Source organism: Bacteroides sp. ET489, from assembly GCF_030518095.1.
Lineage (GTDB): Bacteria > Bacteroidota > Bacteroidia > Bacteroidales > Bacteroidaceae > Bacteroides > Bacteroides ndongoniae.
The window spans coordinates 157,134-180,696 of sequence record NZ_JAULLJ010000001.1 but is presented as its reverse complement, the minus strand read 5'-3'; the positions used below and the strand labels follow the sequence as shown (position 1 = coordinate 180,696).

Annotated in this window: 18 protein-coding genes; 14 read left to right on the top strand and 4 right to left on the bottom strand. The window is 43.9% G+C overall.

Annotated elements, in window-relative coordinates:
* Positions 1 to 21 precede the first annotated feature (21 nt).
* The 3 genes from Q3C19_RS00760 to Q3C19_RS00750 all read left to right on the top strand — a co-directional run bounded on the left by Q3C19_RS00760 (position 22) and on the right by Q3C19_RS00750 (position 2,519).
* The gene (locus Q3C19_RS00760; RefSeq protein ID WP_071149769.1) at positions 22 to 672 is read left to right on the top strand and encodes an HAD family phosphatase; all 651 of its coding nucleotides are present in this window, start codon (positions 22 to 24) and stop codon (positions 670 to 672) included.
* Positions 673 to 745: 73 nt separating this feature from the next.
* Positions 746 to 1,567 (top strand): 3-methyl-2-oxobutanoate hydroxymethyltransferase, encoded by an 822-nt coding sequence (gene panB / locus Q3C19_RS00755; RefSeq protein WP_022163437.1) that lies wholly within the window; start codon positions 746 to 748, stop codon positions 1,565 to 1,567.
* Entirely contained in the window at positions 1,548 to 2,519 is a 972-nt protein-coding gene (locus Q3C19_RS00750; RefSeq protein ID WP_302726502.1) for an MFS transporter, read from the top strand. The genes panB and Q3C19_RS00750 overlap by 20 nt, the downstream gene beginning before the upstream one ends.
* Positions 2,520 to 2,539: 20 nt before the next feature.
* Here Q3C19_RS00750 and Q3C19_RS00745 read toward each other — a convergent pair whose 3' ends face one another.
* Together Q3C19_RS00745 and Q3C19_RS00740 are read right to left on the bottom strand one after the other, a co-directional pair.
* Positions 2,540 to 2,914 carry a diacylglycerol kinase family protein gene (locus tag Q3C19_RS00745; RefSeq protein ID WP_022163435.1) on the bottom strand — a complete coding sequence of 125 codons (375 nt, stop codon included), beginning with the start codon at positions 2,912 to 2,914 and terminating at the stop codon, positions 2,540 to 2,542.
* Between the two features lie 2 nt (positions 2,915 to 2,916).
* On the bottom strand, positions 2,917 to 5,136 hold the full coding sequence (locus Q3C19_RS00740) for a bifunctional (p)ppGpp synthetase/guanosine-3',5'-bis(diphosphate) 3'-pyrophosphohydrolase (protein WP_302726500.1): 2,220 nt from the start codon (positions 5,134 to 5,136) through the stop codon (positions 2,917 to 2,919).
* A gap of 106 nt (positions 5,137 to 5,242) precedes the next feature.
* Between Q3C19_RS00740 and Q3C19_RS00735 the strand changes: the two genes are divergently transcribed.
* The 11 genes from Q3C19_RS00735 (at position 5,243) to Q3C19_RS00685 (ending at position 16,195) form a co-directional block, all read left to right on the top strand.
* On the top strand, positions 5,243 to 6,760 hold the full coding sequence (locus Q3C19_RS00735; RefSeq protein WP_277120024.1) for a DUF4301 family protein: 1,518 nt from the start codon (positions 5,243 to 5,245) through the stop codon (positions 6,758 to 6,760).
* 85 nt (positions 6,761 to 6,845) lie between these two features.
* Complete coding sequence (purT, locus tag Q3C19_RS00730) at positions 6,846 to 8,012, top strand: formate-dependent phosphoribosylglycinamide formyltransferase (protein WP_022163432.1); 1,167 nt, start codon at positions 6,846 to 6,848, stop codon at positions 8,010 to 8,012.
* Between the two features lie 579 nt (positions 8,013 to 8,591).
* Positions 8,592 to 10,112 carry a F0F1 ATP synthase subunit beta gene (gene atpD / locus Q3C19_RS00725; protein ID WP_302726497.1) on the top strand — a complete coding sequence of 507 codons (1,521 nt, stop codon included), beginning with the start codon at positions 8,592 to 8,594 and terminating at the stop codon, positions 10,110 to 10,112.
* Positions 10,113 to 10,117: 5 nt separating this feature from the next.
* Positions 10,118 to 10,363 carry an ATP synthase F1 subunit epsilon gene (gene atpC / locus Q3C19_RS00720; protein ID WP_302726495.1) on the top strand — a complete coding sequence of 82 codons (246 nt, stop codon included), beginning with the start codon at positions 10,118 to 10,120 and terminating at the stop codon, positions 10,361 to 10,363.
* Between the two features lie 68 nt (positions 10,364 to 10,431).
* Entirely contained in the window at positions 10,432 to 10,851 is a 420-nt protein-coding gene (locus Q3C19_RS00715) for a hypothetical protein (protein ID WP_071150728.1), read from the top strand.
* Positions 10,835 to 12,028: a F0F1 ATP synthase subunit A gene (atpB, locus tag Q3C19_RS00710; RefSeq protein WP_071149765.1), complete on the top strand. Its 1,194-nt coding sequence runs from the start codon at positions 10,835 to 10,837 to the stop codon at positions 12,026 to 12,028. Before Q3C19_RS00715 ends, atpB begins: the two co-directional genes overlap by 17 nt.
* Before the next feature lie 30 nt (positions 12,029 to 12,058).
* Complete coding sequence (gene atpE, locus Q3C19_RS00705; protein WP_022163427.1) at positions 12,059 to 12,316, top strand: ATP synthase F0 subunit C; 258 nt, start codon at positions 12,059 to 12,061, stop codon at positions 12,314 to 12,316.
* Positions 12,317 to 12,468: 152 nt separating this feature from the next.
* Positions 12,469 to 12,981 carry a F0F1 ATP synthase subunit B gene (atpF, locus tag Q3C19_RS00700; protein WP_022163426.1) on the top strand — a complete coding sequence of 171 codons (513 nt, stop codon included), beginning with the start codon at positions 12,469 to 12,471 and terminating at the stop codon, positions 12,979 to 12,981.
* Between the two features lie 92 nt (positions 12,982 to 13,073).
* A complete protein-coding gene (locus Q3C19_RS00695; protein ID WP_277120026.1) occupies positions 13,074 to 13,634 on the top strand; it encodes a F0F1 ATP synthase subunit delta in 561 nt (186 codons plus the stop codon).
* 56 nt (positions 13,635 to 13,690) lie between these two features.
* Complete coding sequence (gene atpA / locus Q3C19_RS00690) at positions 13,691 to 15,274, top strand: F0F1 ATP synthase subunit alpha (protein ID WP_113740920.1); 1,584 nt, start codon at positions 13,691 to 13,693, stop codon at positions 15,272 to 15,274.
* 33 nt (positions 15,275 to 15,307) lie between these two features.
* Entirely contained in the window at positions 15,308 to 16,195 is an 888-nt protein-coding gene (locus Q3C19_RS00685) for a F0F1 ATP synthase subunit gamma (RefSeq protein WP_277120028.1), read from the top strand.
* Between the two features lie 229 nt (positions 16,196 to 16,424).
* Here Q3C19_RS00685 and Q3C19_RS00680 read toward each other — a convergent pair whose 3' ends face one another.
* Together Q3C19_RS00680 and Q3C19_RS00675 are read right to left on the bottom strand one after the other, a co-directional pair.
* Entirely contained in the window at positions 16,425 to 16,991 is a 567-nt protein-coding gene (locus tag Q3C19_RS00680; protein ID WP_302726486.1) for a flavodoxin, read from the bottom strand.
* A 480-nt stretch (positions 16,992 to 17,471) separates the two neighbouring features.
* The gene (locus Q3C19_RS00675; RefSeq protein WP_302726484.1) at positions 17,472 to 23,561 is read right to left on the bottom strand and encodes a DEAD/DEAH box helicase; all 6,090 of its coding nucleotides are present in this window, start codon (positions 23,559 to 23,561) and stop codon (positions 17,472 to 17,474) included.
* Between the last annotated feature and the right edge of the window lie 2 nt (positions 23,562 to 23,563).

Sequence of the window (23,563 nt, the reverse complement as noted above, 5' to 3'; positions counted from 1 at the left end):
TTTACTTATTTAGGAAAAAGTATGGATAACGAACAGAAAAAGATTGCAGTTCTTTTCGATTTTGACGGAGTTGTCATGGATACAGAAAAGCAGTATAGCATATTCTGGCATAAGATTGGAGTAGACTATTTGTCCATGGACAATCTCGAACTTCTTATTAAAGGTCAGACGTTGACTTACATATATGATAATTTCTTTTCGGGAAAAGAACAGGAATTACAGAAAATAACAGAGCAGCTGGATAACTTCGAGCAACAAATGAAGTACGAATATATTCCGGGTGTGCTCGATTTTATTGCAGATTTACGGAAGCATGATGTAAAGATCGCAGTTGTAACAAGTTCGAATGATAAAAAAATGGGAGCTGTTTACCGTGCCTGTCCGGAAGTGAAGACACTTTTCGACCGGATTCTGACTGCGGAGATGTTTACCCGTTCGAAACCTGCTCCCGATTGCTTCCTGTTGGGGATGGAGGTGTTTGGCACTGAGCCCGAAAATACATATGTTTTTGAAGATTCATTCAATGGACTGAAAGCCGGTATGGCTTCTGGGGCGAATGTCGTCGGACTGGCTACAACCAACTCCCGTGAGAGTATCGCTCCGTTCTGCCATTATATTTTGAATGATTTCGAAGGTTTCACATATAAGAAAATGCTCGAAATCCGGAAATAGGAACCTATCGGGAAGAGGCAGAAACTTATATTTATTTGGTACATGAAAAAGTAATAACTTAATATTTATAGAAATGGCTGGATATATTTCAGATGACACTCGTAAAGTGACTACACATCGCCTTGTAGAAATGAAACAGAGAGGCGAAAAAATTTCTATGCTGACTTCGTATGACTATACTATGGCACAGATTGTAGACGGTGCAGGTGTAGATGTGATACTGGTTGGCGATTCGGCATCGAATGTAATGGCTGGTAATGTGACTACATTGCCTATTACTCTTGATCAGATGATTTATCATGGAAAATCTGTAGTACGTGGCGTGAAACGTGCCATGGTAGTAGTCGACATGCCTTTCGGTTCTTATCAGGGTAATGAGATGGAAGGATTGGCATCGGCTATACGTATTATGAAAGAGAGCCATGCAGATGCGTTGAAGCTGGAAGGCGGAGAAGAAATCATCGGTACAGTGAAGCGTATACTTAGTGCAGGTATTCCCATTATGGGACATTTGGGACTGATGCCGCAATCCATCAATAAATATGGTACGTATACCGTACGTGCCAAAGATGAAGCTGAAGCTGAGAAGCTGGTGCGCGATGCTCATTTGCTTGAAGAAGCAGGTTGCTTTGCCATCGTATTGGAGAAGATTCCGGCAGTTTTGGCTGAGCGGGTGGCACGCGAGTTGACTATTCCTGTCATTGGTATAGGTGCTGGTGGCGGAGTAGACGGACAGGTTTTGGTTGTTCAGGATATGTTGGGTATGAACAATGGGTTCCGTCCACGTTTTCTGCGTCGTTATGCCGATTTGCATACAGTGATGACTGACGCTATTAGCCGTTATGTCTCTGATGTAAAGAATTTGGATTTCCCGAATGAAAAAGAACAATATTGAGCATACGCAACTCTCTCCAGGATTCAGGCGGATGTGCATGGCAGGATTTTTCCTCCATGCAGCCGCCTATATGCCGTTCCCGTTGTTGGCTGTCGGATTGGGCAGTGAGGGTGTGTATTTCTATTTGCTGATGCTGGCAGGCTTGTTCCTGTCCGGACCGTTCAATGCATATTTGGGAGATGCCTGCTATCGGAAAAGCGTGTTTGTATGGCCTGCTGCCATTTTGCTGGTTGCATTGTTTGGCTATATTTATGCAGACGGTTTGGCGGAATGGGGAGCATTGGCTCTGATAGAAGGTGCATGCTGGGGCCTGACTTCTGCTGCGGGGGTTACCTTGAGCATCGATGTGACCGAATCGGGGAATCGTACCCGGGCGAATGTCGCCTATGCACGTTGGAATTGCATTGGAATGGCTGTCGGTATGTTTTTGGGCTTCTGGCTATACTGGCAATATGCTATTACAGTGGTTTTGTATGTTGCAACAGTAGTGGGCGTATTGGGCATATTGGAAGCCAGCCGTATTCATGTACCGTTTCGGGCACCTATGGGAATGAGGCTCTGCAATCTTGACCGTTTCATATTGCCGCGTGCCTGGTTGCCGGCTTTGAATGTGTATTTGCTGACTCTGGCCTGTGGAATATTTGCTTCACTAGTGGTATGGGAGGCTGATGCGTTTTGGCTGTATGGGCTGCTGTTGTTGGTTATGATTTTGTTGCTGTCCGCCGTCCCCTTGGTGCGTATGTTTGTCCGGCTTTCGCAGCATTGTCAACGTGGAACGAGCAATACTACCCTGAACCTGGCTATTGATGCCGGTATGATAAGTGGTTTTGCGGTAGCAAGCTGGCAGCCCAATGAAACATCACTGTATATTGGAAGTGTTACTACGGCTGTGTCAGTGCTGATGTTTATAGTGGCTACCTGTCCGTATTATAGAAATAAAAGAGTGAGATGATGTTATTTTCTCACTCTTTTTTATTTTTGGAATAAACCGGTTAAATAGGGGATAAAGATAATAAGCCCTATGATGACTGCTATGCATGCGCATACCAATACAGCACCTGCCGCAATATCTTTCACCTGTCCTGCTATGGGATGTCTTTGTGGAGAAACAAGATCTACCAATCTTTCGATGGCTGTATTAAAAAGCTCGGCACTGATAACCATACCGATGCACAGCAGAATAACAAGCCATTCGGTTCGTGTGATATGGAACAGGAATCCGGCAATGATGACTAATACAGTGGCAATCAGGTGAAAGCTAAGGTTCTGCTCCTTCCCTATGCAACTGTATAAGCCATGCCATGCATATCCGAAACTTCTTATCTGTTTTTTGAAATCGTATTTCATATTCAGTTTCTTGATACCTGTTTTACTCCTTTTACGGTTCTCAGTTTTTTGATGAGAGCTTCCAGGCGGCCCGTATCACCAACCATTACGGTTAGTGTTCCCGAGAATAGTCCGTCGTGAGAATCAATACTGATACTACGCAGGGTAATTCCCATTTCTTTAGAGATAATAGAGGTAATATTGGTAACAATGCCAATATCATCATGCCCGACTACACGCAATGTGATAGGATATTGTGTGCCTTGTGATTTTCCGGCCCAACGTGCTTTCACGATACGGTAGCCAAAGCGTTCGCGTAAGTCGCTGGCGTTGGGACAGTCGGTGCGGTGGATTTTGATTCCGCCGGTAACACTGACGAAGCCGAATACGTCATCTCCATAAATAGGATTACAGCAACGTGCCAGTTTGAATTCCAGTCCCTTCAGGTTCTGGTCGATGACGAGCACATCTTCCTTGTTGCTTGTTTCTTCAAGCAAGGGAGATTGAAGGTTGTATCCTTCTGCGCTGCGGTACACAACCTCATCATGCGCATCGTTTTCTTTTTTCTGCAGTTCGATGTATTTATCCAGTATGTCGTTGACGTCAATCGTTTCATTAGCAATCGCCTGATAGAAATCTGTCACCACTTTATAACCCATGCGTTTGATGAGACGCATCATGATGGCTTCATCGTATTCCAGCTTCCGGTTCTTGAACTTGCGCTCCAGTGTCTCTTTGGCAAAGTCATGCTGTCCGGCAGCCATTTCTTTCAGAGCTTGGCGTATTTTGGTACGGGCTTTCGACGTGGTTACAATGTTCAGCCAGTCTTGTTTGGGAGTCTGGGTATTCGATGTCATTATTTCTACCTGGTCACCACTATGCAATACTTGCCTGAGTTGGGCGTTCTTGCCGTTTACTTTGGCACCGATGCATTTACAACCCAATTTGCTGTGAATGTGAAAAGCGAAATCGAGTACAGTAGCTCCTTTGCCCAGTTTGAACAGGTCGCCTTTTGGGGTGAAGACAAAGACTTCATCTTCATACAAGTCCAGTTTGAACTGATCCATTGTTTCCAGTCCGTTACTGTCCGAACTTTCCAATGCTTCGCGTACGGAAGTCAGCCATTCGTCCAGTCCGCTTTCGCCTTTTATCCCTTTATAGCGCCAGTGGGCAGCCAGACCACGTTCGGCGATTTCGTCCATTCTTTCGGTACGGATCTGTACTTCCACCCACTTGCCTTCCGGTCCCATTACCGTGATGTGGAGCGATTCGTAACCGTTGCTCTTAGGCACAGACAGCCAGTCGCGCAAGCGTTTGGGATTGGGCTGATACATATCTGTTACGATAGAATATGCCTGCCAGCATTCCAGCTTTTCTTTGTCCCGTTCAGAGTCGAGGATTACCCGGATGGCAAACAAGTCGTACACACCCTCGAACGGACATTTCTGTTTTTTCATCTTCTGATAGATGGAATGTATTGATTTGGTCCGTCCTTTGATGTGGAACTTCAGTCCGGCCTCTTCCAGTTTCTTTTGTACCGGGGCAATGAAAGAGGCAATGTATTTGTCGCGCGAAGCTTTGGTTTCGTTCAGTTTATCCTTGATGTGATAATATACTTCTTTCTCTGTATATTTCAGTGAAAGGTCTTCCAGTTCCGATTTCAGTTTATACAGTCCCAGCTTGTGAGCGAGTGGGGCATAAAGGTATGCGGCTTCATTGGCAACCTGTCGGCGAGCCTCGTCGTTTTCGCTGTTCCTGATCTGTCGCATCACGTTTACACGGTCGGCAATCATAATCAGTATGACCCGCATGTCTTCGGCAAATGTAAGCAACAGGTTTCTGAAATTTTCCGATTCGATGGTAGGGCTTTTCGTGTACAGTTCCTGTATACGTATCAGCCCTTGTATGATTCTTGCAACATCTTCTCCATACTCGGCCTGTACCTGTTCGAGGCTATAGCTGCCGCACCGGACAGAGTCATGCAGCATCAGGGCTATGATGGAGGCGCGTCGCATACCGATTTCTTCGGCTGTAATGACCGCCGTCTGCATATCTTTGACGATGGGGTTCAAACCGAATATGTCCCGTTGGATAAAGTTCTGTTGTATGGCATTGATAAGGTGCGTTTTCAGTTTTTTGCAGTCATCCTTTTGCAATGTGTCACCCGAAAGTTTCAGCAGTTTGCGGTAAAGTGAGAATAGTTCTTTTTTCTCATCTGTAGTGAAAAAAATCTCTGTTGCCATGATCATTCGTATTTTATTTGCCAAAGGTAGTTTTTTTCTTGATTTTTCTTATAATAGTTGCGTTTTTTTTATACTTTTGGGGGTCAATTAATAATTTTAGATAGATATGATAACATCCCAGGACAAAGAATTGCTTGTAAAGAAAGGCATTTCGGAAGAACAGATTGCAGAACAGTTGGCATGTTTCGAAAAAGGCTTCCCTTTTTTGAAGTTGTATGCGGCAGCTTCTGTTGAAAATGGTATATTGGCTCCCGATGCTGAAGTTCAGAAGACCTATCTGGACGCATGGGAAGCTTATACACAGACTGATAAAACAGTGGTAAAATTTGTACCGGCTTCGGGTGCGGCCAGCCGCATGTTTAAGAATATGTTTGAGTTTTTGGGCGCTGATTATAATGTCCCTCAGACAGATTTTGAAAAGAAGTTCTTTGAGAAGATTGAGCATTTTGCTTTTTACGATGATTTGAATGCGGCGTGTCTGAAGACCAAAGGCAAGGATATTCCTGCTTTGCTGAACGAGGGCGACTATAAGGCTGTGGTGGCAGCTTTGCTGGAATCGGCAGGCTTGAATTACGGCTCTTTGCCCAAAGGATTGCTGAAATTCCATAAATATGAAGACGGAAGCCGTACTCCGGTAGAGGAACATCTGGTAGAAGGTGCTTTGTATGCAGCCAACCGCAATGGCAAGGTTAATGTACATTTCACTGTATCTCCCGAACATCGTGCTTTCTTTAAGGCTCTGATCGAGGAAAAGGCTGCTCTTTATGCCAAGAAATATGGAGTGGATTATAATATTACATTCTCTGAGCAGAAACCGAGCACAGATACCATTGCTGCTGATATGAACAATCAGCCTTTCCGTGATAAGGGACAACTCCTGTTCCGTCCGGGTGGACATGGTGCTTTGATTGAGAACTTGAATGATCTGGATGCTGACGTTATTTTTATCAAGAACATCGATAACGTTGTACCTGACAAGCTGAAAGGCGACACTGTTTTATATAAAAAACTGATAGCAGGTGTGCTGATTACCTTGCAACAACAGGCTTTTGCATATCTGCAATTGCTGGACAGCGGAAAATATACTCATGAACAGATTCTGGACGTATTGCAGTTCTTGCAAAAGAAACTTTGCTGCAAGAATCCGGAAGTGAAGAATCTGGAGGATGCCGAACTGGTTATTTACCTGAAAAAGAAACTGAATCGTCCGATGCGTGTATGCGGTATGGTGAAGAATGTAGGCGAACCCGGTGGAGGTCCGTTCCTGGCCTATAACAGCGATGGCACTATTTCGTTGCAGATACTGGAAAGTTCGCAGATTGACATGAACGATCCGCAGAAGAAAGAAATGTTCGAAAAGGGAACTCATTTCAATCCGGTAGACCTGGTTTGTGCAGTGCGCGACTATAAGGGACATAAATTCGACCTTACGAAGTACGTAGACAAATCGACCGGATTCATATCCCATAAATCGAAAAACGGAAAGGAACTGAAAGCATTGGAACTTCCCGGACTGTGGAACGGAGCTATGAGCGACTGGAACACGATATTTGTAGAAGTGCCGTTAAGCACATTCAATCCGGTGAAGACCGTAAACGATTTGTTAAGAGAACAGCATCAATAACTGTTCGTTCGTTGGATTTGAAAAAGAATGGAGGGTGCAGCGTATTTTTTGATGCACCCTCGCATATAAAATTAGTAAATAGATAATGAAAAAAATTTTGTTGTTAGGCTCTGGTGAATTAGGTAAAGAGTTTGTAATAGCCGCTCAACGTAAAGGACAATATGTGATAGCTTGCGATTCGTATGCCGGAGCACCGGCCATGCAGGTCGCCGATGAATGCGAAGTGTTCAGCATGCTCGACGGAGATGCTTTGGAGCGCGCAGTACGTAAGCACAATCCGGATATCATTGTGCCGGAAATCGAGGCTATCCGCACGGAACGTTTATACGATTTCGAGAAAGAAGGCATTCAGGTGGTACCCAGTGCACGAGCCGTGAACTATACGATGAACCGTAAGGCCATCCGCGATTTGGCTGCACAGGAATTGGGATTGAAGACTGCCAAGTATTATTATGCCAAATCGTTGGAAGAGTTGAAAACTGCTGCCGAAAAGATTGGCTTCCCTTGTGTGGTTAAACCCTTGATGTCTTCTTCGGGCAAGGGGCAATCGCTGGTCAAGAGTGCCGACGAACTGGAACATGCCTGGGAGTATGGTTGCAGCGGAAGCCGCGGAGATATAAAGGAACTGATCATCGAGGAATTTATCCACTTCGATAGCGAAATTACGCTGTTGACCGTCACTCAGAAGAATGGTCCTACCTTGTTCTGTCCTCCCATCGGACATGTGCAGAAAGGCGGAGACTATCGTGAAAGTTTCCAGCCGGCTTACATCGATCCGGCACATTTGAAGGAGGCACAGGAAATGGCTGAAAAGGTGACCAGAGCTTTGACCGGTTACGGTATATGGGGAGTGGAATTCTTCTTGAGTCATGAAAATGGTGTGTATTTCTCGGAATTGTCTCCGCGTCCTCATGACACAGGCATGGTTACACTGGCCGGTACTCAAAACCTGAACGAGTTCGAACTGCACCTGCGTGCTGTTTTGGGTTTGCCCATTCCTGGCATCAAACTGGAGCGTATGGGTGCTAGTGCAGTTATCCTTTCGCCGATAGCCAGCCAGGAGCAGCCTAATTATAGAGGACTGGAAGAAGTCACAAAAGAAGAGGATACCTATTTGCGGATTTTCGGAAAGCCTACTACACGCGTCAATCGCCGTATGGGAGTCGTATTGTGCTATGCGCCTCTTGGCAGCGATCTGGATGCTTTGCGTGACAAGACAAAGAGCATTGCAGCCAGGGTAGAGGTTTATTAATTGCCGCTCCATCCTGAATAAGCTAAAAAGCCTTGAAAAGGGTTTTGTTATCAGCATGTCGGCAACAGGAAAGTGTGTCAGATTAAGGAACCGCTTTCCTTTAGGCACGTATTACACGGAATTTTGCGGATGATTATTCTTCTTCTTTCTCTGCGTTCCTCCGTGTAATCCGTGCCTAAAAAATATAAAAATGTCAGCTACTTTTGGTTTTGACACCTCCTCTTTTTCTGTATGTGTGAAAAGAGTCGTATGGCCTGAATTTGGCTGGGCTGACTGGCCCGATTTTTTCCCAGTTAGGAAAAAATATTTTCCCAGTTAGGAAAATAATTTTCTCTAGTTAGGAAAAAAATATTGGCTAACTGGAAAGAATCTCTCTTTGGGGCGGCATGGAGATACGGCTTTATCCCATCATATCCAATGTTAACTGATGTTGCAGTTCTTGCATTAAAATGTCCTTTTTCTACCTTTAATCATTCAAAAAAGTATTTTTTGTCCAAAAAATCCTATTGGGAAGAACAACCACATGCAATTTGTTCGTAAATTTGTGACGAAGTTAATTACGATAATAAAAAAAAGCTTATGTCACAGATTGTCGGACATATCTCGCAGGTGATTGGACCTGTTGTAGACGTCTATTTTGAAGGTACAGAGACTGAACTGGTGCTGCCAAGCATTCATGACGCATTGGAGATCAAGCGTCCGCATGGGAAACGACTGATAGTCGAAGTACAGCAACATATTGGTGAGAATACAGTACGAACTGTAGCCATGGACAGTACGGATGGCTTGCAACGTGGTATGAACGTATACCCGTTGGGAGGCCCGATTACCATGCCGGTAGGCGACCAGATTAAGGGCCGTCTGATGAATGTGGTGGGTGACTCTATCGATGGTATGAAGGAATTGGACCGTACGGGAGCTTATCCTATTCATCGTGAACCGCCCAAGTTTGAAGACTTGACAACTGTTCAGGAAGTTCTCTATACAGGTATTAAGGTGATCGACTTGCTCGAACCTTACAGTAAAGGTGGTAAGATCGGTCTGTTTGGTGGTGCCGGTGTAGGAAAGACGGTGCTCATCCAGGAGCTGATCAACAACATCGCCAAGAAACAGCACGGTTTCTCCGTGTTTGCCGGAGTAGGTGAGCGTACCCGTGAAGGTAACGACTTGCTGAGGGAAATGATCGAATCCGGTGTTATCCGCTATGGTGAAGAATTCAAGAAGAGTATGGAAGAAGGCAACTGGGACTTGTCCAAGGTCGATTATAATGAAGTGGCCAAGTCGCAGGTTTCGCTGATATTCGGTCAGATGAATGAACCCCCTGGAGCACGTCAGTCCGTAGCTCTGTCAGGACTTACGGTAGCTGAATCTTTCCGCGACCGTGGCGCTGAAACAAACGGACCGCGCGATATCCTGTTCTTTATCGACAATATCTTCCGTTTCACCCAGGCTGGTTCCGAAGTATCGGCTTTGTTGGGACGTATGCCTTCGGCTGTAGGATACCAACCGACACTGGCTACGGAAATGGGTGCCATGCAGGAACGTATCACGTCTACACGCAACGGCTCTATTACTTCCGTACAGGCTGTATATGTGCCGGCCGACGACTTGACCGACCCTGCACCTGCTACAACCTTTACCCACTTGGATGCAACAACCGTACTTAGCCGTAAGATTACGGAATTGGGCATTTATCCTGCCGTAGATCCGTTGGAGTCTACTTCGCGTATTCTTGATCCGCACATTGTAGGTCAGGAACACTACGACGTGGCACAGCGTGTGAAGCAGATTCTGCAGCGCAACAAGGAATTGCAGGATATCATCTCCATCCTTGGTATGGAAGAGTTGTCGGATGCCGACCGCACGCTGGTGAACCGTGCCCGTCGCGTACAGCGTTTCCTTTCGCAGCCATTTGCTGTGGCCGAACAGTTTACCGGCGTTCCCGGTACGATGGTTTCTATCGAAGACACGATTAAGGGCTTCAAGATGATTCTTGACGGCGAAGTGGACTATTTGCCGGAACCGGCTTTCCTGAATGTCGGAACCATTGAAGAAGCAATCGAGAAAGGCAAGAAACTGTTGGAACAGGCTAAGAGATAACGGAAATGAAGAATTTGCATTTAAATATTGTTTCGCCCGAGAAGGAAATCTTTGACGGAGAAGTAGACAGCGTTACATTGCCGGGTGCGATAGGGTCGTTTACCATATTGCCGCAACATGCACCCATCGTTTCGTCACTGAAGGCCGGATTGGTCTCCTACGTGACGAAAGATGGTAAAGAGCATTCGCAGGAGATTCATGGAGGCTTTATCGAAATGAGCAATGACACCGTTTCCGTTTGCATCGAGTAAAAAAGATGCCGGATTAAGATAGTAAAAAAAGAGAGAGGACTTAAATCAAAATACAGGAAAAAGTGAGCATTAGTATAACTAAACGTAATTATTTGTTACAATCGGCTTTACTGACATTGCTGATTGGTGTGTGTGGAGGCGGAATCTATTTTTCTTTCTTTCCTCATCACTATTTTGGAGGCTATCCCATTATTCCTGTATTCTTTTTTGTCTTCGGAGTGTTTACTATCAGCATGACGGAAATGTGCCGCAAGCACTCTCCCAAGTGGATGTTGCAGATCTACTTGCTGCTGAAAGTGATGCGGATGCTGTTTGCCATCATTGTGATGGCTATTTATTGCGTTGCTGTCCGTGAGGAAATCCGGGCTTTTTTGCTGACGTTTATTGCAAATTATCTGATTTATTTGATATATGATTCATGGTTCTTCTTCACGTTCGAAATGAACCGTAAAGCGAAAAAAAGTAAGAAAGATGAAACGAAAGCATAATACGTGGTTCGTAATAATCCTGTTGATGGGATTCCTCTTTTCGGAAACGGTGTATGCCGACACTGTGGCTGCGGTGACTCCCGCCAGTCAGATGGCGGCCGACACGACTGTCGTACAAAAGAGCGAATCTGCAGCAAAGGAACAGGAAGAAGGTACAGTTGATGTGAAAGAAATTGTTTTCGGACACATCGGCGATGCCTATGAGTGGCACATTACTACGTGGGGAAAAACTCATGTCACTGTCCCTCTGCCTATTATTGTCTACAGCCAGACAACGGGATGGCATGTGTTCTCATCGGCCCGGCTCGAAGAGAATAACGGGTCATACGAAGGCCTTTCCATTGCCCCCGAAGGCAGCCGTTACGAAGGGAAGCTCGTAGAGTATGATGCCCAGGGCAATGAAGTACGCCCGTGGGATTTCTCGATTACCAAAGTAGCCTTTGCACTGATATTCAATAGCCTGCTGCTGATGATTATCATTCTGAGCGTGGCACGCTGGTATAAGAAACACCCGCAGGACAGTGAGGCTCCCGGAGGTTTTGTCGGCTTTATGGAGATGTTTATCATGATGGTCAACGATGATGTTATCAAGAGTTGTGTGGGACCCAAATATCATAAGTTTGCTCCCTATTTGCTCACAGCTTTCTTCTTTATATTCATCAACAACCTCATGGGGCTGGTTCCTTTCTTCCCGGGTGGTGCCAATGTGACGGGCAACATAGCCGTTACGATGGTGTTGGCCGTATGTACCTTTATTGCGGTCAACCTGTTCGGCAACAAGGCATACTGGAAAGACATATTCTGGCCCGATGTTCCCTGGTGGCTGAAGGTACCTTTCCCGATGATGCCCCTGATTGAGTTTTTCGGTGTGTTTACCAAGCCGTTTGCCTTGATGATCCGTCTTTTTGCCAATATGCTGGCCGGACACATGGCCATGCTGGTACTGACAAGTCTGATATTCATATCGGCCAGCATGGGACCTGTACTGAACGGTTCGTTGACGTTTGCTTCGGTGCTGTTCAACATCTTTATGAATGCGTTGGAGCTGCTGGTAGCCTTTATCCAGGCTTATGTGTTTACCATGCTGTCGGCCGTGTTCATCGGATTGGCGCAGGCGGAACATGAAGAAAAGAAAGAGATAAAAACAGAAAAAGAAATACGAGAATTGAATAACTAAAAAAATAACCATTTAAAAATTTAGAAAACTATGTTACTATCAGTATTATTACAAGCCGCTGCGGCAGGTGTGGGAGTCAGCAAATTAGGTGCAGCATTAGGTGCTGGTATTGCTGTAATTGGTGCCGGTCTTGGTATTGGTAAAATTGGTAGCTCCGCTATGGAAGCCATTGGTCGCCAGCCCGAGGCATCAGGAGATATCCGTATGAACATGATTATTGCTGCCGCTCTGATTGAAGGTGTGGCTCTGTTGGCAGTCGTTGTGTGTCTGTTGGTATTCTTCCTGTAATGACCGGAGGGTACCTCCTGTTTCAATTGATAATTCTTAATTTGTAAGTTGCCGGGTTAACAGGTGCGTAAGTTCTTCCGTTATGGTGTTGAAACATCGAAGGACTGACAAGCTTATGAATCCGGAAACCGAGAAACTAAATAGTTAGAAATATGTCATTGTTATTACCCGATAGTGGTCTGCTGTTCTGGATGCTTCTTTCGTTCGGCATTGTGTTTGTAGTGTTGGCGAAGTATGGCTTTCCGGTGATAACCAAGATGGTTGAAGGCCGTAAGACATACATCGACCAGTCTATGGCAGTAGCACGCGAGGCGAACGCTCAGCTTTCGAAACTGAAAGAAGAAAGTGAGCAACTGGTGGCTGCCGCCAATAAGGAACAAGGACGCATCCTTCGGGAAGCGATGCACGAGCGCGACAAAATCATTGTCGAAGCCCGTAAACAAGCAGAAGTCGCTGCGCAGAAGGAACTGGACGAGGTAAGAAGACAGATACAGCTTGAAAAAGAAGAAGCCATACGCGATATCCGCCGTCAGGTGGCCATGCTTTCTGTAGATATTGCAGAGAAGGTTATCCGCAAGAATCTGGATGATAAAGACGAACAGATGGGCATGATCGACCGTATGCTGGATGAAATTTTGGCTGCTTCGAGAAATAAACAGAATTAATGTTGAATTGTAATTCCTGATGAAAGGAATGCTTTCTTCGGAACTTCCGACTTATATCAGGAATTGCGATTCTGTAGTTGAATTTAGATAAGATGGATATAGGAATTGTTTCAGTGCGGTATGCCAAAGCACTTATGAAATACGCTCAGGATACGAAAACGGAAGATTCGGTCTACGCATGTGTACGTATGCTCGAACACAGTTTTCAGAATCATGCGGATTTACATGCTGCGTTGGATAATCCCATTTTGACGATACGTGAGAAGTATTCGCTTATCAGTACGGCTGCTGCCGGAGATGCTCCAGTAAGTCATGAATTCAGCCGTTTTATAACACTGGTGCTGAAGAATGGCCGTGAAAGCATGCTCCGATACATCTGTTTGGCCTTTTTGGATTTATACCGGAAGAGCAAACACATTGGAGTGGCCAAGTTGATAACTGCTGTACCTGTAACTAAGGAAGAGGAAGAACGTATCAGAAACAGTGCCTCTACCTTGTTGCATGCCCGCATGGAGTTGCAGACCGAGGTAGATCCGTCAGTTTTGGGTGGATTTATCTTTGACGTTAACAATTTCCGTCTGGACGCGAGCATTGCGACCCAGTTGAAGAAAGTGAAAGAGCAGTTCATTGATAAGAATAGAAGAATCGTTTAATTGCGACTGGTGTTTGACTGACGATAATGCCGGTCTTTTTAAAAAGGAATAAAATGTTGTCTGAAAATATAAAAGTAAGCGAAGTTTCCGATATCCTCCGCAAGCAACTGGAAGGCATTGATACCCGGGTGCAGCTGGACGAGGTTGGTACGGTGTTGCAGGTCAGCGATGGCGTGGCACGTATCTACGGTCTGCGCAATGCCGAAGCCAACGAGTTGCTGGAGTTCGACAACGGTGTCAAGGCTATCGTGATGAACTTGGAAGAGGACAACGTGGGTGCCGTTTTGCTGGGTCCTACCGATAAGATAAAGGAAGGATTCATCGTGAAACGTACAAAGCGTATTGCCTCTATTATGGTAGGAGAGGGAATGTTAGGACGTGTGATAGACCCGTTGGGTGTTGCGCTCGATGGCAAAGGACCGATTGGAGGTGAACTTTGCGAAATGCCGTTGGAGCGTAAGGCGCCGGGAGTTATTTTCCGTCAGCCGGTAAATCAGCCTTTGCAGACTGGTCTGAAGGCGGTGGATGCCATGATTCCTATCGGCCGCGGACAGCGTGAGCTGATCATTGGCGACCGTCAGACAGGTAAAACTGCCATTGCCATTGATACCATCATCAACCAGCGTGCCAATTACGAAGCCGGCGATCCGGTATATTGTATTTATGTAGCCATCGGCCAGAAAGGTTCGACTGTAGCCTCTATTGTCAACACCTTGCGTCAGCACGGAGCCATGGACTACACCATTGTGGTAGCCGCTACGGCTGGCGATCCTGCAGCCATGCAGTACTACGCCCCCTTTGCCGGTGCTGCTATCGGCGAGTATTTCCGCGATACCGGCCGTCATGCCTTGGTTGTTTATGACGACCTTTCCAAACAGGCGGTTGCCTATCGTGAGGTATCATTGATTTTGCGTCGTCCTTCCGGACGTGAGGCCTATCCGGGTGATATTTTCTACCTGCATTCACGTTTGTTGGAACGTGCGGCACGAATCATCAATCAGCAGGAAGTAGCATGCCAGATGAACGACTTGCCCGACAGTCTGCGCGGAAAAGTAAAAGGCGGCGGTTCACTGACAGCCTTGCCTATCATTGAAACGCAGGCCGGCGACGTATCGGCATATATCCCGACCAATGTGATATCTATCACCGACGGACAGATTTTCCTCGATACCAATCTGTTCAATCAGGGCAACCGTCCGGCTATTGATGTCGGTATTTCGGTGAGCCGTGTCGGTGGTAATGCACAGATCAAGGCGATGAAGAAAGTGGCCGGTACGTTGAAGATCGACCAGGCTCAGTATCGCGAACTCGAAGCATTTACCAAGTTCAGTGGCGATATGGACCCCGTTACCGCGCTGACTATCGATAAGGGACAGAAGAATACCCGTTTGCTGGTACAGCCTCAGTACAGCCCGATGCCTGTCGAAAAGCAGGTGGCTATTCTGTATTGCGGTACACACGGATTGCTGAAAGATGTGCCTCTGGACAAAGTGAAGGAGTTTGAGCGCAGTTTCCTTGAACAGCTCGAAATGAATCACCGGAACGATGTTCTCGATGTACTGAAGACAGGTGTCATCAATGACGAAGTAACTCAGAAGATCGAAGAGACGGCAGCAATGGTCGCAAAAATGTTCAGCTGACCGTAATAAGTTCAACATTCAAAACATCAAGAAATGGCTTCACTGAAAGAGGTAAAAAATAGAATAAGTTCGGTCAAAAGTACCCGCCAGATTACTTCGGCTATGAAGATGGTGGCTTCGGCCAAACTTCATAAAGCGCAGGGACGGATAGAGAATATGCTGCCTTATCAGCGGAAACTGAATGAGATTCTGACTAATTTTTTAAGCACAGATGTCTCGTTCGAATCGCTCTATACAGAAGTGCGCCCTGTAGCTCGGGTTGCCATTGTGGTATTTTCGTCCAATACTTCGCTGTGTGGTGCTTTCAACTCCAACGTCGTTAAGATGTTGGAACACCGGCTGGAGGAATACCAGGCATTGGGCAAGGAGAATATCCTGATTTACCCAGTAGGGAAGAAGGTGGAAGAAGCCGTAAAGAAGTTGGGATATGTACCACAAGGCACGTATCAGCCCATGTGCGACCGTCCTTCGTATGCCGATGCTTCGCAACTGGCGGCAACGCTGATGGAGCAGTTCATCCAGAAGGAGGTCGATCAGGTAGAACTGGTGTACCATCACTTCAAGTCGACCGGATCTCAGGTCTTGATGTACGAGAACTATCTGCCCATTGATCTGGAGAAAATCCGACAGGAAGCGGGGGGCGACAAGGTGAAGGAGAACCGGTTCAACAACGACTATATCGTAGAGCCTTCGGTTGCCGAACTGGTAACCGACCTGTTGCCTAAGGTTTTAAGTCAGAAGATTTACACCGTTCTGCTCGACTCCAATGCTTCCGAACACGCGGCACGTATGTTGGCCATGCAGGCCGCAACAGACAATGCCAACGAGTTGATACAAGACCTGACGAAGCAGTATAACAAAAGCCGTCAACAGGCCATTACGAACGAGTTGCTGGACATCATTGGCGGTAGCTTGAAGTAAAAAAGGCCGAAGGTTGAAGGAAACAGAAAAATAAATCGGGTGGGGATGTTCCGAATGAGACGTCTCCACCCGATTTTTTCTACGGGTTGCTATGTTGTGTCTGTAGGTGCGAAGTTCATTGAAAACCGTGTCATTGGGGAGATGGCGTCAGCTTCGTATATTGACAATTCTTATACTCTTATAAAGACGCAGTAAAGAGTTCTTTTCTGATACCTTAAACCCTCTTCGGTTACTTCATTACATTCTCGACCCAACTCTGAACAGCATTACGGCTGATGCCGTTCAGCAGCTTGCCATTTTGCCAAAGCAAATCAGGATAGGCCTTCCTCAGCTCCTTTACGCTGTTGTTTATTCCGCTTCCTCCGGATGTGGCAAAGGGTATCAGTGTTTTGCTTTTCAATGAGTGGCTTTCGATAAAGGTATTGATGATTCGCGGCGCTTGATTCCACCAAATAGGATAGCCGATGAAGATGACATCATACTTGCTGACATCCGTCGGCGTTTCTTTCAACGCCGGGCGGGCTTTCGGGTTGTTCATCTCTACAGAACTGCGCGACTGCTTGTTGTTCCAGTCAAGGTCGTCGGAGGTGTAAGCTTGTTGGGGAACAATCTCATGCAGTGTGCCGCCGGTGACATCCGCAATTGTGCGGGCTGCGTTGGCAGTGGTGCCGGTAGCAGAGAAATACACCACCAATGTTTTTCTTTCAGTTTGCATACGTTTTCCTCCTTTGTTTTGGGCGCAAGCGACAAGGCTCAGAGTCATGATCGCCGCCAATGCTAAGATAATTTTCCTCATAACTTGATTGTTTTTGAAATAATATTGTAGTATCACTTGATTTTTTGATTTTACAGTGTATGTAGAATGCAAATCATCCAGTCTTCGACATTTCTTTTCATTCTATCACCTTCTTTTTCTTTCAGTTCTCTTCTCGTTTTTTATCTGATACAAAAGTACGTCAAGTGAAGCGTAGATTTTGTAATCGTAAGTGGGGGAAAGGTACCTTTTTTACGGAATTTGGTGTCTGTATTAGGCTTTGGGGTTAATATATTTATTGCAGCTTTCTTTGAGAATCGTATTAATGAAGATTTGCGGAAATATCAATTTTGCCAATTTTAACTGGGGAGTGAACGGAGATCATTGGAAATGATGAACACGGGTATCTTCCGGAATATGTACTTACAAAAACAATAGCGGCTGCAACTATTTCGTAGTGACAGTCGCTATTATTGTATGTAGAGACGTTAGTTCTTTTAGTTTATTGAATATTTATGAGGATCATTGTAGTTCGATATCTGATGTTGATTGAGGAGTTCCAGCAGGAGGTATAGGCTGATTGTTTCGTCTTATTCTATTTAGCCAATTCGCACCTTGTTGTTGTATCTGAGCATCCAAATTGTCAACCCTATCCTCTGTCAGATCAGACCGTAGAATTTTGAAGGTATTGAACATTTTTAAACCTATATATTCTTCATTAATCATCTCTATTACCTTTGTTCTATTCCATAATGGATGATAGAATATTGAACAGATTCCATTCCTATTAATCCAATAATACTGCTCTTCTGTTTGCGCTTCAAGATTGAATTTCTTTGCACATTCATGTACAATGTGATTCCAATCCTGAAGCTCCTCATAATTAGCGCGCGTATTCGTGTCAAATCCGAAATCATAATTTTCATCTAACATTAAACGCAATATACCCACTCCGAGTCGCCAATCAAGCACATGATGAAATCCTCTGTTATTGTATGTTAAGAGGCACTTCTGACATGCGGTCAAACAGTTGCATCTATGCTCTTGGGAGATTAGGGATTGCATAAAACTCTTGTCTTTGGGCGTTTTTGTTACATCAAAAGAATCGAAATCGATGGTACGCCTAATCAGTTCTTCTAATTTTCCGTCTTGATATAAGTAGCTTACAATGCCAGCACCATTAGGTAACGCATCACTCAGATATAGCGTAGGATATGCAAAATTCTCATTAATTTTTTCGCATATTTCTATTTCATCGGGTTGGACATCAAGTTTGTCTGCCAACGCTCGTTGTAATAAGAAAGCGGCTGAATAGAATGCGGCTCTGATAGCAGATTTATTACCAGTTTCTAATGACAAATCAAGGACAGCAGGATATGATTTCAGTTCCAATTTAATCATTTCTGTGACTTTCTTCGATCCCAATGCAATGTCGATTGTATTTTGACCTTGTCCTTTTCTTACTATCTCTTCTTTGCCATTTACATTGATTTTGTCATAGAACATAAAGTTCGCAGTATTGCCATTAGGCTGTCCCAGTAGGTTTGCAGAATAAGCACCTGTATAGAATCTGTTATTATTGCTATTCACATGCCATACGGTAGGATCTTCATTTAATCCCATTTCATACATCGAAATGTCCACATTGCAGACCGTTTTCTTGTTAGATCCTGTCATCGAAGAGCTATTGTCTCGCGCAAAGATCTGGCTTTGAGTAAAACTACTTCCTTTGTCATTGTTCTCTACGGGAGTACCTGTATTTCCCACTATATCTAAAGAGCGATAGGCTTGAGGAATCACAATAAGACGTTGATTATCTTTCAAGTTTATTTGATTGGCTGGAGTATCATGTGGAGCCTCTGTGATCTCTATTATGTTATTATCATTCTCACCTATGTTCTTGATGTACGATAGTATATATCTATCAGACAACGCATCTCCATTAGGATTGTAGAAGTTAATATTATTTTGAGCATTAGCTTCTTCCATAATTGGAATTGTTAATCCCTCAACTCTATACTTACCCTTGTCCTTCGTCTTTTCTGACCCAGGTGCAAACTCAGTAATTGCAATCTCACTGGAACGGTCAATACTCTTTACCCTATTAAATACACTATCATAGCCATGGTAAAAGTTGCGCACATCAGAAGGCATTCCATACATAGGCAGGAATCCGGCTTCAGACAAATAAGAAGCTAATCCCATGTCAGGATTAGTTGCTTTGTGAACGGCATTATCAATCTGGCTAATCATATCATTCGATATCCAGTTTATAATATCCTTTATATCATTTTGAATTTGACCATTTGTGTTGAATTGGTCAAAGTATCGATGTACTATCGCAATAACAGCTACCTCGTTATTTGTCAGCCAGTTTTGTAATGTTGCCTTATTGGTATTATTCCATTCACTTATTCGTCCAAATTCACCTGCTGTATCTTGAAGGTCATATTGATAGCGAAGTCCTATGAAAGCCTGATGGAGTATTTCTTTCACGACAACACGTTTCATTATAGCTTTTTTCATTCGCATTTGGCCATCAGAGTCTCGATATGGAGCCAAAGACAATGTCGGAGTTGCGGGTATTCCACCTACCATTTCGTCGGTAGCTTTTTCATAATAGTACACATCATGACTCCTTCCGCGGCAGAACGTGAATGCGGTAGAATACGCTTGACCACGACGACCACCACGACCGACACGCTGTTGGTAATTGTAACGTGTCGGTGGCATGTTACCTTGGAATATGGCTTGCAAGCTACCAATATCAACACCGACCTCCATGGTAGTAGTAACACAAAGCATATCAATAGGCATTGTCATTTCTTTACCACGTTTTGTTGGGTCATCGTCATTTATCAGGATTAGATCCTTGAATTCCCGTAAACGTGCTTGGATATCATCAGTCTGTCCTGATAATTCTTCTGTATGAAGCCTTCTTGGTGCTTTTTTCTCTTTTAAAATGTCAAATGAGATATAATGATTGTGCAAAGAATCGGTATCAATTGTAATACGAGGATCTAATGTTGTCATGCAGCATGTATTGGTGCAGAAACCGAATCCCATATTGGGATGCACTCGACCACATCTAGGACATTTCAGATACCTGTCCTTTGTCATTTTGGTGAAATACAATTTTTCAAGTTCAAGAGAAAGAATTTCATTGTCAGTACAATTTATTTTCAAGTAAGCAACAAGAGCATTGCCCAATTGGTTTTCATCGATATTATTTTCAGTACAGAATTTTCCAATAGGGCGTTTTACAGAGGCTTTAAGATTTGCGTAATCTGTATAAGAATTTCCACCTTCTACGCTTGGATAGAGATAGTTGTCACCCATTACACGGATGAATGCGTCAACGAATTCATAAACATTGATATTTGCTGGCAATAGATTTCTTAACGCTTGATACTCTTGTGATCTTTCAATATCAGCTGACTGTGGTCCACTGATATAACCAATACCTGCATCTAATACGCTTACACCCATGTATTTGCCAAACGAGTTGGCAAATACTGCATTTTCAAGTTGATTCCTGATTTGTCGGGTGTATGCGCTATCAAAAAAGTGAGGATTGCTTACTAATGAAAAAGTATTGAAGTCGTAAGCTGTGCTCCAATGGTACAAACCTGGTGCATTATCTCTTCTGTACCACTGAAACTTGTAAGCCTCTCCTGCCGGATTAATACCTCTTTGCAGTAATTTTCTTACTAAAGTTCCATCAAAACTATTAGCATGTCTGCTGATGAGGTCGGATAAAGGAATATTATTTGGAGAGAATCTGGCTAAACCTGTGTAATTGTTAGTCGTAACTGCAATCATGATAGCATACATTATTGCAAGAATGTCTGGACGCAACCATCTAGCCATAACTTCTTCATTGATTGTGTCCCATTGTTCACCAGCTGCTAGTCTCTGTCTAACAAAATCAACAATATCATCAATGCCAACTTCATTGACACACTCAACAAATAGCATACGAATCATGTCTCGATATTGTTCCTTCTCAATACCCAGTGCCTGTTTGGCGGCATCTTCTCTGCTGTCGGAAAAACCAATAAGCTTTGCGGATTTATCATCTAATTGATACAATAATTCCTTGCTGAGGATCTGATTACTACGATCGATACCAGTTCGGAAACTACGAATAGGTGAATGTGTATATTTGCGTAAAGTATAATCCTGTAAACAATGCGGACAAGTACATGGAGCTGCATAAATTCTGGAAGCTCTTGTACTATCAATCTCTTGATCATTGTTATTCACAACTTGATAAAGGAATCCTTGAATGCCGTTTTCTTGAATAGTGGGGTAGAGTTCTCCTGTCTCAGGCGAAATGGATCTATCTTTTGGGATAAACCTCCCTGTTAAGGAATCCAAGTAACCTGGAACCCATTGAGCTTTGCCTAAATCATAAATATTGTTACCGGATGAAATTTCCACTACATGATTATTTGCCCCTGCTTGAGCATTTCCATTAGTCAATTGGATTTGTGTATCCAAATCTTTTGGCCAGAAAATCGCATACTCCAGATAGTTCTTATTCTGAACCATCGGTGTCGGATTGAAATTAGGTATTTGCTCCAGATTAGGGAAGTTTAATGTAAGTGAAATGCTACCGTTATCTTCCATTTTTCTATTCCCCCCTATAAACAGTTGACCACAATTTTCACAACGGAGCAGTTCAAGTACCTTTCTTGCTCCTACTTCCTTTGCATTGTAGCTGAGATTCTTTACAGGTGGAACTTCATCAGATAAAGAAGGGTTCAATTCACCCCATAGCCCTTCGATATACTTAAAGAACTTATGAAAACGGAATCTTGGCAATTTATGATTTCTGTAAAGAGTATCTATATAACCTCTAAAGATAAGGAATCCGCGATAAGCTTCCTTATTACCTTTAAATAAAGATTTAATTAGTTCAGATTGGGCAATCGGCCTTTTTGATCTATCTTTATTTGAAGGCAGGCAATTGAAAAAGTCATTAAAGATCTGCTCTTCATACTTTTCACAGAATTCTGCTATGGAATCACAATTGAATTTTTCCTTTATAAATCGTTTTACTTTATTCGTGCGTATATCTTCTACATTACTTGCATTATTTGTTTCGAGTTCAATCGCAATAAAGTTTTCATGATTAAACTCAGAAAACAGTGTATAATCAATAGTAATATTTTGTTCGCTTCCTGTGTAATTGGAACCAGCCTGAACATTGAATACCGTTTCTCTTTCAATGGTACTGTATATACCAAAGAATTCTTCCATGAATTTTTGTGTTGTAGTCTCATCCCCTAAAGAAGCGGATGAAGCAAGTATTTTGATCTGGGGATTCGGAATTTTGTTTCCATGACCGTCATCTACTACAGGTTCAAGACCAATGGCATTATACAACATACGCAACAGACAAGCCACCTCGCTACCCGCAGTTCCCCGGTACAGGTGGAGTTCATCGACAATGATGTGAAAAATTCTGTTCTTTTGGGCTTCTTCGCGCTGTTCCATAGGAAGGTCTTCTGCTGCCAGCCAACGTCTGGTATCTTCAAACATTTGGCTTTCTGCCCGTCGCATAAGCATAATGCTGAGCATCGAAGTATTGGTAATCATAATATCAGGTGCCCAATACTGCATATCCCAGCGGGTTATCATCTCGCTGGTAGTCAAATCTCCTCCAAGTCTCGGTTCAATGTACAGAGCATCTCTTTTATCCGGATGATTGTTTACGTAATTATTGATAAATTCAAAATTATCATGAATCTCTTTCAACTGTTCTGCTACTTCTTGTCTCTTTCTGTTAAAAGTATTCCGGTGATCAAGATCGTTGAGTAAATCATAACTTTTCGGAGCAATAGTCGCACCGTTGTACCTGCCGAAATAGATGCGGTTTCCATTCATCTTTTCTTGCATAAATTTACGTACATCATCACTGTCGAGTGCTTCCCTAAGACGTGCCATCTGATCCTCGACCAAGGCATTCATCGGATAGAGCACAAGGGCTCTGATGGCTGCAGGTCGCGGATCGCCTGACCGTTGATTAGGTGTATATCGTCTTATATTGGTTCGCCCTTCTACAACACCTTCATACCAATTGGTGTGTGAAGTGGCTTGTCCCCAATTATTGTTAATATACTCTTTGTATATATCTGCTAACAGCGGTAGCAGGAATGATTCTGTCTTTCCTGAACCTGTGCCTGAAGTGATGACTGTGTTTTTGTATTTAAGTGTTTTGCCATTTTCGTCTATTCCAGCAAATGCTTTCTCCAGCATTCCTATCTGATGGCCGTAAGGGATATACCTATCCATCAGGCCTTGCATCAATCCTTTTGAGATGAAGTCTTCGAAGAATTCTTTAGCGTGTTCTCTCCCGCCTAAAAAGTCGGAGAAGCGATTTATCAGGTCATCCATTGTAGATAACTTTGTAGCAGGGGCATATTCAGGAAGTACTTCTAAATAAGGTTCCTTGCTGAGGTTGTTGCCTAATGCTTCCATTCGTTCTTCATCCAGCCTTTCATTGCTGATTTTATACGCTGCTTTGAAATAACGTCTATAGTCTTCTTCTATCTTTTCAAAAGCTCCAATTGGATCTTGTGAAAACAAATGTTCAAATTTCTTCATAG